At 67.6% G+C, this 15,318-nt stretch carries 14 protein-coding genes; 9 read left to right on the forward strand and 5 right to left on the reverse strand.

Annotation, left to right across the window (positions count from 1 at the left end):
• Positions 1 to 17 precede the first annotated feature (17 nt).
• Positions 18 to 962: a LysR family transcriptional regulator gene (locus ACSFBF_RS00440; protein ID WP_435464375.1), complete on the reverse strand. Its 945-nt coding sequence runs from the start codon at positions 960 to 962 to the stop codon at positions 18 to 20.
• A 111-nt stretch (positions 963 to 1,073) separates the two neighbouring features.
• Between ACSFBF_RS00440 and ACSFBF_RS00445 the strand changes: the two genes are divergently transcribed.
• Entirely contained in the window at positions 1,074 to 1,907 is an 834-nt protein-coding gene (locus ACSFBF_RS00445) for a DODA-type extradiol aromatic ring-opening family dioxygenase (RefSeq protein WP_435464377.1), read from the forward strand.
• A gap of 7 nt (positions 1,908 to 1,914) precedes the next feature.
• On the opposite strand, the gene ACSFBF_RS00450 is transcribed toward ACSFBF_RS00445, so the two are convergent.
• Together ACSFBF_RS00450 and ACSFBF_RS00455 are read right to left on the reverse strand one after the other, a co-directional pair.
• Positions 1,915 to 2,904, reverse strand: a complete 990-nt coding sequence (locus ACSFBF_RS00450; RefSeq protein ID WP_435464379.1) for an alpha/beta hydrolase family protein — start codon at positions 2,902 to 2,904, stop codon at positions 1,915 to 1,917.
• 92 nt (positions 2,905 to 2,996) lie between these two features.
• Positions 2,997 to 4,454 carry a glycosyltransferase family 2 protein gene (locus tag ACSFBF_RS00455; RefSeq protein ID WP_435464381.1) on the reverse strand — a complete coding sequence of 486 codons (1,458 nt, stop codon included), beginning with the start codon at positions 4,452 to 4,454 and terminating at the stop codon, positions 2,997 to 2,999.
• Between the two features lie 143 nt (positions 4,455 to 4,597).
• Here ACSFBF_RS00455 and ACSFBF_RS00460 point away from each other — a divergent pair, with 143 nt between their 5' ends.
• Together ACSFBF_RS00460 and ACSFBF_RS00465 are read left to right on the forward strand one after the other, a co-directional pair.
• Complete coding sequence (locus tag ACSFBF_RS00460; RefSeq protein WP_435464383.1) at positions 4,598 to 5,158, forward strand: cytochrome b; 561 nt, start codon at positions 4,598 to 4,600, stop codon at positions 5,156 to 5,158.
• A complete protein-coding gene (locus ACSFBF_RS00465) occupies positions 5,155 to 6,015 on the forward strand; it encodes an alpha/beta fold hydrolase (protein ID WP_435464385.1) in 861 nt (286 codons plus the stop codon). The genes ACSFBF_RS00460 and ACSFBF_RS00465 overlap by 4 nt, the downstream gene beginning before the upstream one ends.
• Positions 6,016 to 6,018: 3 nt before the next feature.
• Here ACSFBF_RS00465 and ACSFBF_RS00470 read toward each other — a convergent pair whose 3' ends face one another.
• Together ACSFBF_RS00470 and ACSFBF_RS00475 are read right to left on the reverse strand one after the other, a co-directional pair.
• Positions 6,019 to 7,017, reverse strand: coding sequence for a Bug family tripartite tricarboxylate transporter substrate binding protein (locus tag ACSFBF_RS00470; protein WP_435464386.1), 999 nt, complete (start codon positions 7,015 to 7,017; stop codon positions 6,019 to 6,021).
• A gap of 5 nt (positions 7,018 to 7,022) precedes the next feature.
• Positions 7,023 to 8,018 (reverse strand): Bug family tripartite tricarboxylate transporter substrate binding protein, encoded by a 996-nt coding sequence (locus ACSFBF_RS00475; RefSeq protein WP_435464388.1) that lies wholly within the window; start codon positions 8,016 to 8,018, stop codon positions 7,023 to 7,025.
• Positions 8,019 to 8,173: 155 nt separating this feature from the next.
• On the opposite strand from ACSFBF_RS00475, the gene ACSFBF_RS00480 reads away from it, so the two are divergent.
• The 6 genes from ACSFBF_RS00480 to ACSFBF_RS00505 all read left to right on the forward strand — a co-directional run bounded on the left by ACSFBF_RS00480 (position 8,174) and on the right by ACSFBF_RS00505 (position 15,307).
• Entirely contained in the window at positions 8,174 to 9,634 is a 1,461-nt protein-coding gene (locus ACSFBF_RS00480; protein ID WP_435464390.1) for an FAD-dependent oxidoreductase, read from the forward strand.
• A gap of 85 nt (positions 9,635 to 9,719) precedes the next feature.
• A complete protein-coding gene (locus ACSFBF_RS00485) occupies positions 9,720 to 10,562 on the forward strand; it encodes an IclR family transcriptional regulator (protein WP_435464391.1) in 843 nt (280 codons plus the stop codon).
• A 53-nt stretch (positions 10,563 to 10,615) separates the two neighbouring features.
• The gene (locus ACSFBF_RS00490) at positions 10,616 to 11,911 is read left to right on the forward strand and encodes an aconitase X (protein ID WP_307615490.1); all 1,296 of its coding nucleotides are present in this window, start codon (positions 10,616 to 10,618) and stop codon (positions 11,909 to 11,911) included.
• Positions 11,908 to 12,363: an aconitase X swivel domain-containing protein gene (locus tag ACSFBF_RS00495; protein ID WP_435464393.1), complete on the forward strand. Its 456-nt coding sequence runs from the start codon at positions 11,908 to 11,910 to the stop codon at positions 12,361 to 12,363. Before ACSFBF_RS00490 ends, ACSFBF_RS00495 begins: the two co-directional genes overlap by 4 nt.
• Complete coding sequence (gene ilvD, locus ACSFBF_RS00500) at positions 12,360 to 14,060, forward strand: dihydroxy-acid dehydratase (RefSeq protein WP_435464395.1); 1,701 nt, start codon at positions 12,360 to 12,362, stop codon at positions 14,058 to 14,060. Before ACSFBF_RS00495 ends, ilvD begins: the two co-directional genes overlap by 4 nt.
• 119 nt (positions 14,061 to 14,179) lie before the next feature.
• Positions 14,180 to 15,307 (forward strand): porin, encoded by a 1,128-nt coding sequence (locus tag ACSFBF_RS00505; RefSeq protein WP_093055759.1) that lies wholly within the window; start codon positions 14,180 to 14,182, stop codon positions 15,305 to 15,307.
• The last annotated feature ends 11 nt before the right edge of the window (positions 15,308 to 15,318 follow it).

Here is a 15,318-nt window from a genome sequence, read left to right on the forward strand (position 1 = left end):
AGAGTCTCCCGGAGAGCTCAGGACTTTAGCCGCGCCTGCATGACCTTGCCCCGAAAAGGTGCGTTCTGTGGCGCATCCAGGCCCAGCCGCTCGCCCAGGAAGTCGATGAAAGTACGCAGCTTGGGCGACATGTACTGCCTGCTGGTGTACACCGCGAAGAGCGTGACGGGCGTTGACTCGAATTCCGGCAGCAGCCGCACCAGCCGGCCCTGCGCGATGTCATCGTCGATCAGCCACAGCGGCATGAAGGCGATCCCCATGTCCGCGTGCACCGCATGCAGCGTGAGCGTGGTGTCGTCAGAGCGCATGGCCGGCGCCAGCCGCAGCGGAAGCATCCGCCCGCCCAGGCCCTTGAGCGCGAGGTTGTCCAGGTTCACGTAGCTCGGCACGATGGCGCCCAGCTTCGCGAGGTCGGCCGGCACTTCGGGCGCGCCGCCCATGCGCTTCAGGTAGGCCGGTGTGCCCGCCAGGAAGAAGGGCACGCGGCACAGCGGCCTGGCGATCAATGCGGGCGAGGGTTCCTGCGTGGCGCGCAAGGCCAGGTCGTAGCCGTCGGCTGCAAGATCGACCTTGCGGTTTTCCAGGTGCATGTCGACCAGCACCTCGGGGTACTTCTCGCGGTAGTCGGCCAGCACCCGGGCGAAACGCGGCGTGGCGCACCACACCGGCGCGCTCACCTTGAGCTGGCCGCGTGGCGTGTCGTGCGTCTGGCCGATGGCGGCTTCGGCCGCGTCGAGCAGGTCGAGCGCTCGGCAGCTCTGCTCGTACCAGGCGGTGCCGGCCTCGGTCAGGCTCAAGTGGCGGCTGGAGCGGTGCAGCAGTCGCGCACCGAGCGACTTCTCGAGCTGTGCCACGTGCTTGCTGGCCATTGGCGGCGACAGGCCCAGCCGCTCGGCCGCGGCCACGAAACTGCCCGCCTCCACGACTTCGCGGAACACGCGCAGGCTGGTCATCCGGTCCATGTGAACATTCTTGAAGCTTTCCTGTGAGGAACTGATTCGATGCATCGTAGCCTGTCGATTTCCCTGCAGGAAATGTCTACAGTCGATGCAACGCTTTCAAGGAGCATCGGCTTGACCCACGACAACACCACCGCGAACAACACTTCGCGCCTGCCCACGTACTTCATCTCGCACGGCGGCGGCCCCTGGCCCTGGATGAAGAAGGAAATGGGCCCGACCTACGACCAGCTCGCCGCCTCGCTGGCCGACATGCCACGCCAGATCGGCCGCACGCCCAGCGCCATCCTCATGGTGTCGGCGCATTGGGAGGCGCCCGCCTTCACGGTGCAGGGCAACCCCAAGCCGCCGATGATTTACGACTACGGCGGCTTCCCGGCCCACACCTACGAGGTGCACTACGACTCGCCGGGCTCGCCCGAACTCGCGCGGCGCGTGCAGTCGCTGATTGCCGCCGCCGGCCTGCCGGTGCAGATCGACCCCGAGCGCGGCTACGACCACGGCATGTTCGCGCCGATGGCCGCGATGTACCCGAAGGCCGACGTGCCGGTGGTGCAGCTGTCACTGCGGCGCGGGCTCGACCCGGCCGAACATTTGGCGCTGGGCCGTGCCATCGCGCCGCTGCGCGACGAGAACGTGCTGATCGTCGGCAGCGGGCTGAGCTATCACAACCTGCGCAACTTTGGCCCGCAGGCACACGGCGTGTCGAAGGCTTTCGACGACTGGCTCGACGCGGCGGTGGTGAAGAGCTCCGCCGGCGAGCGCAGCGCGCAACTGCTCGACTGGGATTCAGCCCCGGCGGCGCGCATGGCGCATCCGCGTGAAGAGCATCTGATTCCGTTGATGGTGGCCGTCGGGGCAGCCGAAAGTGAATCCGGCGAGCGGGTCTATCACGAAGACGCTTTCATGGGCGGCTTGGTGGTGTCGAGCTTCCGCTTCGGCGCTTGAGTAGAGCCTAGGCCTTGAGGTGCTGCCTGAAGAAGGCGAGTACCCGGGCATTGAAGTCGGCATGAAAGGCCGAACGGTCGAAGCCAGGCCGGTCGCGGCAGATCTCCGGCTTCGATTCGAGCAAGGCCGGCGGGCAGGGCAGAACGAAGCCGAAGTGCGTGGCGTTTTCCACTACATGCCAGTCCGGCGCCGCAGGCAGATTGCGGCGAACCGCGGCCACGCTTTCGGGCGTGACGCCATCGCCGCCGTAAGCGGAGGACCAGAGCTGGATCGGAACAGCCACGTTTTTCAGACCCTCGGCGTCGAAGACCACGCTGAGCGGGTCAGCGATCACGATCGCCTTGATGCGGCTGTCACGGGTCAGCGGCGAAGCGAGCAGTTCCTGGAATCTCTGCCTGATGAGTCCGCACGCCGGGCTTTCCGGCGCCAATACGCATGGGGACGACGGCGGGAGAGGGATGCGCTGGAAATCCGGACGCGCGCCACCGAGCACAAGGCCCGTGTAGCCGCCCCTTGAAAAGCCATAGAAGCCGATCTTGTCGGCGGCAAGCGATGCATGTCCTCGCCATTGCTGGAGCATGTAGTCGATCAGCCGCTTGATGTCGGTCGTTCGCGTTGCGAGCGCCGAGATCTTGTCGTTCGGGCCGCCGCGAATCTGATAGTTGTCGTCCGAGTGGTCGATGGCAGCGACCACGAAACCCGCATTGGCCAGCGTATCGGCGGTGTCGCGCTGATCGAAGAAGGAGCCTCCGTAGCCATGAGAGATCACGACCAGGGGCAACTGCGAGCCGGAGACCGGGCAGTTCTTGACGCCGTCGATGACCAGCAGATCGAGCACGATCTTGCCCGCGGGCGCATCGCAGGGCGACCACACGGCGCCGTGCAACGCCGGGCCGTTAGCGTCAGCCGGCACCTCGATGAAGCGGAAGCCCGCAGCCTGCGTCAGCGTGGTGAAAAGACAGAGGGCGGCAACGGAAAGAAGGTGGCGCAAAGTCATCGTGCGTTCGCAGAATGAATCGTCACGACAGTCTGCTCTGCCAGTGACTCCGGCGCTTAGCCGACTTTGCGCAAAATGAGCGCCGAGTGGCCCTAGCCCCGCCGCACCCCATCGGCATCGACCAGTCCGACGCGCGTCTGCCGCCCCCACGTACCCCGCCCCGTCAGGAAGGTCCACCACCCCCAGGCCGCACCCGTGTGGCGCAGGATCTGAAAGGTGAATGGCTCGACCAGCGCGGCCATGAAGGCTTGCGCCATGTTCGCCTCGCTGCTGTGCCCGATCCAGCGCCGGTACAGGTACACCGACCACAGGTGAAAGGCCAGGTCGAGCACGATCTTCGCGCCGATCACGCCGGCCACCGGCGCGAGCACGCCGAAGTTGCCGCGCACCAGATACATCAGCAGCAGCCCGAAGGCGGCCAGCCCGTAGAGCGGCTGCAGCGTGTCAATGGCCTTCACTGGCAGCATCGCGACGCCGAGCCAGCCGTAGCGCCGGTCGCCGACCATCGCGCGGTACCAGAACTGCGTCTGCAGGAAGCCGCCGAACCAGCGGCGGCGCTGGCGCAGGAAGGCGCCGGTGCTGCTCGGTGCATCGGTGTGCGCCTGTGCGTCGCCCAGCACGCGCACCGTCCACGGCAGGCCGTGCGCTTGCGCATGGCGGTGCAGGCGATGGATGAGCTCGTAGTCTTCCACCAGGCAGTCGGTGTCGAAGCCGCCCACGGCACGCACCGCATCGGTACGGAAGCCGGCAAAGGCGCCAGAGATCAGCAGCAGGCCGTTGACGCGCATCCATGCATAGCGCGAGAGGAAGTTGCGGATGTACTCATAGGTCTGGAACCACTGGAAGCAGCGGCCGGCCAGCGAGCGGCTGCACACCGGGGTGATGACGCCGGTGGCTGCGACGAGGTTCGGCTCTTCGGAGAAGGCGCGGCGGACGGCGCCGATGGCGTGGCTGTCGAGCAGCGTGTCGCCATCGACCGTGAGGACGGTATCGGTGTCGATGCACAGGACGGCTGCGTTCAGCGCCACCGCCTTGCCGCCGTGCGGCAGGCGCAGCCAGTAAAGAGAGGGGTGTGTTGCGCTGGCAGCGCTCAGCGAACCAAGAGCCGGCGCGACGAGCCCGTAGCGCGTGGTCAGCAGTTCGGCCGTGCCGTCGGTCGAGCCGTCGTCCGCGATCACGATGCGGTCGGGTGCGTCGGTCTGGCCGAGCAGGGCGGCCAGCGTCACGGGCAGCACGGCTGCTTCGTTGTGCGAGGCGACGATCACGCCCAGCGTATTGCGCCTCACCGCGGCCGCAGGGGAAGGCGAGAGTCGTGGGCGGAGGATCGGCAGCGTCATCCAGGCGACGAACAGCAGCAGCACGGTGTCGTAAAGCACGTAGGCCACGCCCACCGACCAGGCCCCGACATTGCCGACCTTGAAGGCCATGGCGAAGAGCAATGCCCACAGCACGAGCACGCTCCCGTGAATGAGCCAGCTTCGCAGCGGCGTGCTGGGTGGAGACAGGCGCGGCGATGCGGCCACGAAGGCGCTTTGGAGAGGATCGTTCAAGAGAAGGTGCCCGGGCGGCTGTCGGTCGGTGGTTCGTTGTCGATACGCAAAAACTCGGCCTGCGGTTTCGAAAGTCCCAAGGCAAAGCCGGGACAATCGCACGCGTCATCGACTGAGTCGGCCCACGCCCGAAAATTCCCCGCATGCTCGCACAAACCCGCTACACCCGAACCGCCATAGCGCTGCACTGGCTGATAGCCGTGCTCATGGTCGTCAACATCGCCCTGATCCTGCTGGTCGACTATTACCCTGACGACTGGGTGCGCCCGGCCGTCGACACCCACAAGTCGATCGGCATCACGGTGCTGGGCCTTGTGATTTTGCGGCTCCTGTGGCGCGCCACGCACAAGCCGCCGGCCATGCCGGGCTCGTACGGCGCGCTCGAACGCTTCGCGGCGCATGCGGCCCACGGCGCCCTGTATCTGCTGATGATCCTGCTGCCGCTGTCGGGCTGGATGCACGACTCGGCCTGGAAAGATGCGGACACCCACCCGATGCAGCTCTTCGGCCTGTTCGAATGGCCGCGCATCGGCTGGATCATGGCCATCGAGCCCGCCATGAAGGAAACCTGGCACACCGTGTTGGGCGGCGTGCACACCTGGGCGGGCTATGTGCTTTACGTGCTCTTCGCGCTGCACGTGCTGGGCGCGCTCAAGCACCAGTTTTTCGACGGCGAGGCTGAACTCCAGCGGATGCTGCCATGACCACACAGGAAGAGACCAAGGCCCGCGACCTCATCGCCCGCGTCGATGCGCTGTCCACCCACCACGACCCGGTGCACGAAGGCGTGCGCGTGCGCTGGCGCCGCTTCGGCACCGACACGACCCGGCCCCCGCTGGTGCTGCTGCACGGCGGCCATGGCAGCTGGATGCACTGGCTGCGCAACGCCGAGGCGCTGTCGGCCGGCCGCACGCTGTGGCTGCCCGACATGCCGGGCTTCAATGAGTCCGATGCGCCGCCGCGCGTGGCGTCGGGTGAAGACTCGCTGCCGCCGCTGCTTGATGCGCTCGGTGGCACGCTCGACCAGCTCATAGGCGTGGGCACGCCCATCGACCTGGGCGGTTTTTCATTCGGTGGCCTGACCGCAGCGCGCTTCGCGGTGCAGCGCGGCGCCATCCGCCGCTTCGCGCTTGTCGGCAGCGGCGGCCACGGCACGCTGCGGCGAATGACGGCGCAGATGATCAACTGGCGTGCTGCCCCCGACCGCGAGGCGGAGCGCGCCGCGCTGCTGAACAACCTGGCCGCGCTGATGCTGCACGAGCCGGCCGCCATCGACGCGCTGGGCTTCGAGATCCACGACATCTCCTGCCACGGCACCCGCTTTCGCAGCAAGGAGGTGTCGCAGTCGGGTGGGCTGCAGCAGGCGCTGAATGCGCTGGGCTTGCCCACGCTGCTGCTGTGGGGCGAGTTCGACGTCACCGCCGACCCGCGCCCGCTGGTGGCTCAGCTGGTGGCCGAAGGGCCGGGGCGCGAAGGCGTGGTGATCGACGGCGCCGGGCACTGGGCGCAGTACGAGCGCGCCGATGAAGTCAACGCGCAGCTGCTGGAGTTCTTTCGCTGAACCCTATTGCTGCTGCTTCACCAGCCCCAGCTTGCGGATGATGTCGCCCCACTGCTCGTAGGTCGCGCGCGTCAGCGCGGCCAGTTCTGCGGGGCTCGACGACTCGGCCTCGTACGCACCCTGGCGGAAGAAGTCGCGCGTGGCCGGCATCGCCAGCACCTGCGCCAGCGCGGCATGCAGCTTCTCGACCACCGGTGCCGGCATGCGCGCCGGCCCGTAGAAACCCAGCCAGCTCGGCATGTCCACGCCGCTCACGCCCTGTTCGCCCATGGTGGGCACGTCGGGCAGCATCGGGCTGCGCTTCGGTGCCGCCACGGCCAGCATGCGCACCTTGCCGGTCGCCGTGTTCTGGATGGCGTTGGGCGCCGCATCGAAGTAGTACTGCACGCGGCCCGCGAGAAAGTCCTTGGCCGCGTCGGCGCCGCCCTTGTAGGGCACGTGCACCACGTCCAGCCCGGCCTGCTGCGCGAAGGCCTCGCCGTAGATGTGCGACGAGGTGCCGGTGCCGAAGGAGGCGTAGCTCATCTTTCCCGGGTTGGCCTTGATGTACGCCACCAGTTCCTGCACCGTGCGCGCCGGCACGCTCGCATGCACGGTCAGCACCAGCGGCCCGCGCGCGCCCAGCGAGATCGGCGTCAGGTCCTTGAACGGGTCGTAGCGCACCTGCGCCAGTGTCTGCGGGTTCTGCGCGACCACGGAGGAGGGCGCGTACATGAAGGTGTAGCCGTCGGGCGCGGCGCGGATCACTTCTTCCGTCGCGAGGATGAAGCTCGCGCCCGGCCGGTTCTCGACGATCACCGGCGTCTGCAGCACCTCGCCGAGCTTGTTGGCGACGAAGCGCGCCTGCGAGTCCGACGCACCACCGGCCGCCAGGCCCAGCACGATGCGGATGGTGCGGCCCTTGTCCGGAAAGGGCGCGGCGGCGTGCGCTGCCAGCAGCGGCAAGGCCGCACCGAGCGCAAGCCAGGCGGCAAAACGGCGGCGATCAAAAAGGGAGCGCATGCCGCTCATTGTTTGGCCAACCCGACCTGCTGCACCATCGCGCCCCAGCTGTCGTAGGTCGATCGCGTGATGCCGGCGAATTCCTCCGGCGTGGTGCCACCGGCCTCGTAGCCGCCGCTGCGATAGAAATCGCGCACCTGCGGCATCGCCAGCACCTTCGCGAGCGCCGTGTTGAGCTTTTCGACCACCGGCGCCGGCATGCGCGCCGGCCCGTAGAAGCCCAGCCAGCTTGGCAGGTCGAGCCCCGCGTAGCCCTGCTCGGCGAAGGTGGGTACGTCGGGCAACGCGGCAATGCGTGCGCTGGCGGCCACCGCGAGGATCTTCACCTTGCCCGTGGCCGAGGTGATGATGGCCGACGAGGCCGAGTCGAACATGTACTGCACGCGCCCGCCGATCAGGTCTTTCGCCGCGTCGGAGCCGCCCTTGTACGGGATGTGCACCGCGTCGATGCCGGTCTTCTTCACGAAGGCCTCGCCGTAGATGTGCGACGAGGTACCCGCGCCGAACGAGGCATAGCTCACCTTGCCCGGGTGCGCCTTCACGTAGGCCACCAGTTCCTTCACGTTGTTCACCGGCACGGTGGTGCTCAGCGACAGCACCAGCGGCCCGCGCCCGCCCATCGAGATGGCGGTGAAGTCCTTGAACGGGTCGTAGGGCACCTGGGCGAAGGTGTGCGGGTTCTGCGCCATGGTGGACGAGGGCGCGTACAGCAGCGTGTAGCCGTCGGGCAGGGCGCGCGACACCTCGTTGGCCGCCAGCATGGTGCTGGCGCCGGGCTTGTTGTCGACGATCACGCTGGTGCCCAGCACCTCGCCGAGCTTCTGCGCCACGATGCGCGCCTGCGCGTCGGTGCCGCCGCCGGCGGTGAAGCCCACGACGATGCGGATGGGCTTGCCGCGCGCCGGAAAGTCCTGCGCCACGGCAAGGGGCGCAAGGCCCAGCAGGGCTGCGGCACTGAGGGCCGAGCCAAAGGCACGGCGGGTGCCGTGAAGTTTCTTCATCGATGTCTCCGTTGGATTTCTCTTTCTATATTGATCTTGAAAACCATAAAAATCCATATTCACTAGGGAATACCCCAAATATGTGGCTTTTGAGTTTGACAAAATGGAAAATGAAATCAAAATACGACGAAACAAGCCAAGCCGAGAACGCATTCATGAAAACTGTCGTCCGCACCGACGAGCGCATCCTGTCCTCCGACATCTTCGACCGCGACAGCCGCGTCAAGCGGCCTGACCACGGCAGCTGGGCCGAGCCCGGCAAGAGCATTCCGGTCTATCACCGCTGCGGCGTGCTGGTGGTCGGAGGCGGCCCCTCGGGCACGGCGGCCGCTGCTGCTGCCGCCCGTGCGGGTGCCGACGTGGCGCTGCTGGAGCGCTACAACCACCTGGGCGGCCTCTCGACCGGCGGCCTTGTCATCTGGATCGACCGCATGACCGACTGGGAAGGCAAGCTGGTGATCCGCGGCTTTGCCGAAGAACTGTTCGACCGCCTGCCCGCCGACGCCATCGCCGGCCCGCAGCGCGAAGACTGGGGCTCGCAGGACACGGCCAAGGCCGCGCACTGGTCGCAGCGCACGGCCGCATACCACGGCGTCGTCACCTGGTCGCCCACCATCGACCCCGAGCGCCTGAAGCTGCTGTCGCAAGAGATCGTGCTGGAGCGCAAGGTCAAGCTCATCTACCACTCGTGGGCCGCCATTCCCATCGTGCAGGACGGCGCCGTCAAGGGAGTGGTCTTCGAGAGCAAGGAAGGCCGCATGGCCATCATGGCCGACGTGGTGGTCGACGCCACCGGCGACGGCGACCTGTTCGCCCGCGCCGGCGCCGACTACGTGAACGACATCGAAGAGGCCGACGTGCACCACTGCATGAACACCTCGTGGCTGTTCGGCGGCGTGGACATGAACCGATGGATCGAATTCAAGGCTGGCCAGCCCGAAGCCTTCACCGCCTTCATGGCGGGCGGCCGCGAGCAATGCGGCCTGTTCGAGCGGCCCTTCGTCTCGTGGCGCAACGACGTGGCGCTGTTCATGGGGCCGCGCCAGTCGGGCTACTCGGCGCTCGACGTGGACGACCTCACTGCCGTGGAAGTCCGCTCGCACCGCGCCATGGCCGCGCACCTCGACTACTTCCGCGCCCATGCGCCGGGCTTCGAGGATGCCTATCTGATGCTGAGCGCGCCGCAGATCGGCGTGCGCCATGCGAGGCGCCTGAGCGGCGTGGGTGCGGTGCTGCGCAGCCAGTGGCCCAATGGCGTGCCGCTGGCGGACGAGATCGGCGTGTCGCCCGCGGTGTCGCCCAAGTTTCCGAACATCTCCATTCCCTACGGCGCGCTGGTGCCGCAGAAGCTCGACGGCCTGCTGGCCTGCGGGCGCCACATCTCGTGCGATCGCAATTCGCACGGCTTCATGCGCGAGATTCCGCAGTGCTGGATCACCGGCCAGGCTGCGGGCGTGGCGGCGGCGCTGGCGTCGCGCGACGGCATTGCGCCGCGCTTCATCGACGTGGGTGCGCTGCAGTCCGAGCTGCTGGCCCAGGGCGTGTACCTGCGAGCCGGTGCACCCGGAGTTGGGCAGGGCGCGGTGTCGCCTGCAACGGCCGAAGCCGGCGCCTGAGCCATTGGCCATGACCCCGGACGCCCTCTCTTCGCAAGCCTCTACATTGGAGAGTCCTGAGAAGAGTCTTGCAAAGGGTCCCTCCATGTCCACTGAAAAAAACGACACCTCCTTTTCCGCAGCTGAACCGGCCGATGCGCGCGGCGAGCGTTCCGACACCGTGAGCGCGCTGGAGCGCGGCATCTCGGTGCTGCGCTGCTTCAGCGAAGAACGCCCGGTGCTGGGCCATGCCGACATTGCGCGCATCACCGGCATTCCGCGCCCCACCGTCAACCGGCTGGTCGCCACGCTGCTCTCGCTGGGCATGCTCAAGCCCGCACAGGCGGCCGACCGCTTCATGCTCGGGCCGGGCGTGGTGTCGCTGTCGCGCGTGTTCCTCGGCAGCCTCGACGTGCGCGCCGCCGCGCGGCCCAGCATGCAGGCGATGGCGGAGGAGGTGGGCGCCTCGGTCTACCTCGCAATCCGCGACGGCATGGAGATGGTGCTCATCGAAGCCTGCCGCCCGCGCTCGTCGATGCTCTCGGCGCGGCTCGACGTGGGCTCGCGCGCGCCGCTGGCCAACTCGGCGCTCGGCCGCTCGTACCTTTCGGCATTGCCCGAGGCGCAGCGCAACCAACTGATCGATTCGATGCGCCTGCTGCGCGGCCCCGAGTGGGACAGCATCGCGCCCAACATGAACCGCGCCATCGGCGAATCGAAGCGGCTGGGCTACTGCCTGTCGCTCGGCGAATTCCACCGCGAGATCAACTCGGTGTCGGTGCCCCTCATCGGGCCGGACGGCGAAGTGATGGCGCTCAACGGCGGCGGCGCTGCCTTCGTCTTTACCGAGGAGCGCCTGCGCAACGAACTCGCACCGCGCCTGCACGACATCGCGCTCACCATCGCGCGCGATATCGGCGGCCACGTGCCCACACCCTCGCCGGGCTAGCAGGCCCGGCCCGGGGGCAACCCCCACGACACAGAAGAACGGAGACACAGGCCATGCACCTGAGCGATGAAGAAAAAGCCATGTACGACGGCCGTGACGGCCCGGCCGTGCAGAAGGCGATGGACCTGCTGATGCGCTACGGCGAAGCATTGGGCGCCGAGCGGCTGGTCGAGACGCGCAACGTCTGCGCCACCATCACCTCGACCACGCCCTTCCAGCGCGACTTCGCGCTCGCCAAGGGCGGCGGCATGGACGCGGTGTTCTCCGAGTTCAGCCTCGACAGCCAGGAGACCGTCGAGATTCCCAAGTTCAAGGTTTTCACCAGCCACCTGCAACTGGGCTTCGACCCCGGCCAGCCAGAGCGCATGGGCGTGAGCGAGGAGATCGTCCAGTTCTACAACAGGAGCGAGCGGCACGCCGCCGGCCTGGGCGCGCAGATCATGAACACCTGCACGCCCTACCAGGTGGGCAACATCCCGACGCGCGGCGAGCACTGTGCGTGGATGGAGTCTTCGGCGGTGGTGTATTGCAATTCGGTGCTCGGAGCGCGCACCAACACCGAAGGCCGCGAGAGCACCGGCGCCGCCATGCTCACCGGCCGCATTCCGTACTGGGGCTACCACCTCGACGAGAACCGCCGCGCCACGCACGTGGTCGAGCTCGACATCGAGGTCGAGTCGGTGCAGGACTGGGGCCTGCTCGGCTACTACATCGGCGAACACGTGCAGGAGCGCGTGCCGGTGGTGCACAGCAAGCGCGGCATCGGTCGCGTGCCGAACCTGCCGCGGCTCAAGCACTTCGGTGCCGCCGCGTCGTCTTCGGGCGGCGTGGAGATGTATCACATCGCCGGCATCACGCCCGAGGCGCTGACGCTCGAACAGGCACTTGGTGGGCGCGCGCCGGTCGAGGTGCTGCGCTACGGCGAGGCGGAGCGCCGCGCCACCTACGAGAAGATCAACGTCACGGGTAAGGACTCGGAAATCCAGTACGTGATGCTGGGCTGTCCGCACTACACCATCGAGCAGATCTGGGAAGCCGCGCAGCTCATCGAAGGGCGAAAGGTGCATCCGAGTTGCGAGCTATGGATCTTCACGCCGCGCGCCATCAAGTCGCTGGCCGATCGCAACGGCTACACGAAGATCATCGAAGACGCGGGCGGAATCATCATGAGCGACAGCTGTTCCGCCATGAGCCGCGCCGTGCCCAAGGGCACGAAGACCGTGGCGCTCGACTCGGCCAAGCAGGCTCACTACCTGCCCGCCATCCTCGGCGTGCAGGCCTGGTTCGGCAGCACGGCCGAATGCATCGATGCCGCCTGCACCGGCCGCTGGAACGGGGGCTACGCATGAGCGACGCAGTCATGACCGAAACAACCATCGTCATCCGCGGCCGCAAGGTGGTGGGCGGCGTGGCTGAGGGCGAAGCGCTGGTCACGCGCGACCGCATCTCGGGCTGGGGCGGCATCGACCCGCGCACCGGCACCGTCATCGAGACGCGGCACGAACTGCGCGGCCAGAGCTTCGCGGGCAAGGTGCTGGTGTTTCCGGGAGCCAAGGGCTCATCGGGCTGGTCGGCGATGTTCCACATGACGCGGCTCATGAACTCGGCGCCGGCAGCGTTCCTCTTCAACGAGATGACGACCAAGATGGCGTTGGGCGCCGTGGTCACGCACTCGCCATCGATGACCGATTTCGAGCGCGACCCGCTCGAATGCATCGAAACCGGCGACTGGGTCCGCGTGGACGCCGACCGCGGCGTGATCGAGATCACCAAGAAAAACAAACTCGGAGACCGCCCATGACCCGCCCCTTGCGCAGCAACTTCCCGCGCGGCTCCTACCTGTGGTCGGTGCGCAATGCGCATTGGCGCGCACTCGGCATTCCGGAAGAGGATTGCGAGAAACCCAAGATCGCCGTCGTCAACAGTTCGTCGGAGCTGGCCGCCTGCTTCAGCCACCTCGACCGCGTGGCGGGGGAAATAAAGGCTGCGATCCGTGCCGCGGGCGGCATTCCCTTCGAGATCCGTACCGCCGCGCCCAGCGACTTCATCACCGGCGCCGGTGCGCGCGGCGCCTACATGCTCGGCGCGCGCGATTTGGTCACCAACGACATCGAGGTGGCTGTCGAAGGCGCGCAGCTCGACGGCATGGTGTGCCTCACCTCGTGCGACAAGACCGTGCCGGGCCAGCTCATGGCTGCGGCGCGGCTCAACATTCCGACGCTGCTGGTGCCCTGCGGCTACCAGCCCAGCGGCGAGTACCGCGGCAAGCACATGGACATCGAGGAGGTGTTCATCGGCGCGATGCACGCCGTCACGGGGAACCTGCCGATTGAGGAACTCGTGGGCATGAGCCGCGAAGCGATTCGCGGGCCCGGCGTGTGCTCGGGCCTGGGCACCGCGAACTCGATGCACATCGTCTGCGAAGCGCTCGGCATGGCTTTGCCGGGCAGTGCACCGGTGGCGGCGCTCAGCCCGAAGATGATGGCCGACGTGCGCGCGGCAGGCACACGCATCGTGCAGATGGTGTGGGACGACCTGAAGCCGCGCGACATCCTCTCGCCCGGCGCTTTCGTCAACGCGGTGCGTGCGGTGCTTTCCGTCGGCGGCTCGCTCAACACGGCGAAGCACTTGCAAGCGGTGTCGACCGAGGGGGAGTGCGGCGTCGACGTCTACGGCCTCTTCGAAAGCCTCGGCCCCACGACACCGGTGCTGGCCGGCGTGCGGCCCATCGGCGAGCATTCCATCGAAGCCTTCGAGGCAGCGGGCGGTTGCCGTGCGCTGATGAAGCAGCTCGAGCCCTTGCTCGATACCAGCGCGCTGACGGTTACCGGCGGCACCGTGGCCGGGAACCTGCGCAACGCTGAAGTGGCCGATGCAGAAGTGATCCGCCCCATCGATCGCCCGGTCGCACCGCTGCCGGCCATCGTGCTGCTGCGCGGCAACCTCGCGCCCGAGTCGGGCCTCATCAAGACCGGCATCGCAGAGCGCAAGGTGCGGCGCTTCACCGGCCCGGCCGTGTGCTTCTGGACTTCGGACGCGGCCATCGCAGCGCTGAAGAAGGGCGAGATCGTGCCCGGCCAGGTGGTCGTGATGCGCGGCGCCGGCGCCTGCGGTGGCCCGGCCATGGGCGGCGGGGCATCGCGCGTGGTCTTCGCCGTGGATGGCGCGGGCCTCGGCGACCAGGTCGCGCTGCTCACTGACGGGCATCTCTCGGGCCTCGTCTGCAAGGGGCTCGTGGTGGCCGAGGTGTCGCCCGAAGCCGCGCTCGGCGGACCGCTAGGGCTGGTGCGTGACGGCGACGTGATCACCATCGACCTCGACGCACGCCGCCTCGACATCGCGCTGACCGACGCCGAACTCCAGGCCCGCCGCGCCGACTGGCAGGCGCCGCCGCCGGCCTTCGACACCGGCTGGCTGCAGCAGTACCGGCGCAACGTGAGTCCGCTCTCCAAGGGTGCAGTGCTCGTGCGCACCGAACGCCCCGAGCCCTCGAGCTAGACCTTTTTCACCCCGGCCTTCGCCAACCGGTGCGAACCCCCGTTCGCACCCGGTGGCGCAGCCCTGCGCGCGATTCCAGAGTTTTTCAACCCAAGAGAAGAAGCAGGAGACAAGAAACCATGAAGAGATTTTTGATGTGGTCGGCGCTGGGGCTGGCAAGCAGCGGCGCGGCGCATGCGCAATCCAGCGTCACCGTGTTCGGCGTGGTGGACCTCGGCATCCAGTACACGAGCGGCGCCGGCAGCGGCTCGGTCAAGGCGTTGTCGAACGGCGGGCTCTCGACCAGCCGGCTCGGATTTCGCGGCACCGAAGACCTGGGCGGCGGCCTGCGCGCGGGCTTCTGGCTCGAAGGCAGCCTGAACCCCGACAACGGCACGGGCCGGCCGAGCAACAGCAACAACCAGACGAGCGGCGCGGGCGCGGCGGGCCCCATAACCTTCGACCGCATGTCCTTCGTGAGCCTCTCGTCGGACACGCTGGGCGAAGTGCGGCTGGGCCACGACTTCATTCCCACGCACTACAACAGCATCTACTTCGACCCCTTCAACGCCAACGGCGTGGCGCGCGCGGGCAACCTCACCTTCGCTGGCGCGGGCACGGGGCCGCTGCCCACGGCCATCACCGGCAGCAACACGGTGAGCTACTGGCTGCCGCCCAACATCGGCGGCTTCTACGGCATGGCGATGGTCGGCACTGGCGAGAACGACTCGACTGTCGCGAACCGCGACGACGGCAATTTCGCTGGCGCACGCTTCGGCTTCGCCTCGGGCGCGTTCGACATCGCGGCGGCCGTCACGCGCTCGCACTTCGACGCCACCACCACCATCGGCAACTACACGCACGCCAACATCGGCGGCTCTTGGGACGCGGGCTTCGCGAAGTTCTTCGCGCTCTACAACAAGGTGACGGTGAAGCTCGCAGGCGGCACGGTGCGCAAGAACACCACGGAGATCGGCGCGCACATCCCGGCCTTCGAGGTCGGCCGCATCCGCATCAGCTACGCCTACCTCGACGACCGCAGCGACGAGAGCCTGCGCAACGCCAACGGCATGCCGCGCAACCGCGACGACGCGCGGCAGTTCGGCATCGGCTACGTGCACAACCTCTCCAAGCGCACCGCGCTCTACGGCACCTACGCGCGGCTGATGAACAGCGGACAGGCGCGCTATGTGGTCAGCGGCGGCGTTGCACCGGGGGCCGGGCAGCGCTCGTCGGGGTGGGAATTCGGTGTGCGGCATCTCTTCTGAAGCAAGGAGCC

Origin of the sequence: Variovorax nivicola (assembly GCF_051216475.1) — a bacterium.
In the GTDB taxonomy this organism is placed as follows: Bacteria; Pseudomonadota; Gammaproteobacteria; order Burkholderiales; family Burkholderiaceae_C; genus Variovorax.

What these genes read in the sequence shown, in the direction of transcription:
- ACSFBF_RS00490 (WP_307615490.1), top strand. Translation starts at nt 10,616, where the DNA reads ATGCACCTGAGCGATGAAGAAAAAGCCATGTACGACGGCCGTGACGGC.
- ACSFBF_RS00465 (WP_435464385.1), top strand. Translation starts at nt 5,155, where the DNA reads ATGACCACACAGGAAGAGACCAAGGCCCGCGACCTCATCGCCCGCGTC.
- ACSFBF_RS00485 (WP_435464391.1), top strand. Translation starts at nt 9,720, where the DNA reads ATGTCCACTGAAAAAAACGACACCTCCTTTTCCGCAGCTGAACCGGCC.
- ACSFBF_RS00475 (WP_435464388.1), bottom strand. Translation starts at nt 8,018, where the DNA reads ATGAAGAAACTTCACGGCACCCGCCGTGCCTTTGGCTCGGCCCTCAGT.
- ACSFBF_RS00460 (WP_435464383.1), top strand. Translation starts at nt 4,598, where the DNA reads ATGCTCGCACAAACCCGCTACACCCGAACCGCCATAGCGCTGCACTGG.
- ACSFBF_RS00440 (WP_435464375.1), bottom strand. Translation starts at nt 962, where the DNA reads ATGGACCGGATGACCAGCCTGCGCGTGTTCCGCGAAGTCGTGGAGGCG.
- ACSFBF_RS00480 (WP_435464390.1), top strand. Translation starts at nt 8,174, where the DNA reads ATGAAAACTGTCGTCCGCACCGACGAGCGCATCCTGTCCTCCGACATC.
- ACSFBF_RS00505 (WP_093055759.1), top strand. Translation starts at nt 14,180, where the DNA reads ATGAAGAGATTTTTGATGTGGTCGGCGCTGGGGCTGGCAAGCAGCGGC.
- ilvD (WP_435464395.1), top strand. Translation starts at nt 12,360, where the DNA reads ATGACCCGCCCCTTGCGCAGCAACTTCCCGCGCGGCTCCTACCTGTGG.
- ACSFBF_RS00495 (WP_435464393.1), top strand. Translation starts at nt 11,908, where the DNA reads ATGAGCGACGCAGTCATGACCGAAACAACCATCGTCATCCGCGGCCGC.
- ACSFBF_RS00450 (WP_435464379.1), bottom strand. Translation starts at nt 2,904, where the DNA reads ATGACTTTGCGCCACCTTCTTTCCGTTGCCGCCCTCTGTCTTTTCACC.
- ACSFBF_RS00470 (WP_435464386.1), bottom strand. Translation starts at nt 7,017, where the DNA reads ATGCGCTCCCTTTTTGATCGCCGCCGTTTTGCCGCCTGGCTTGCGCTC.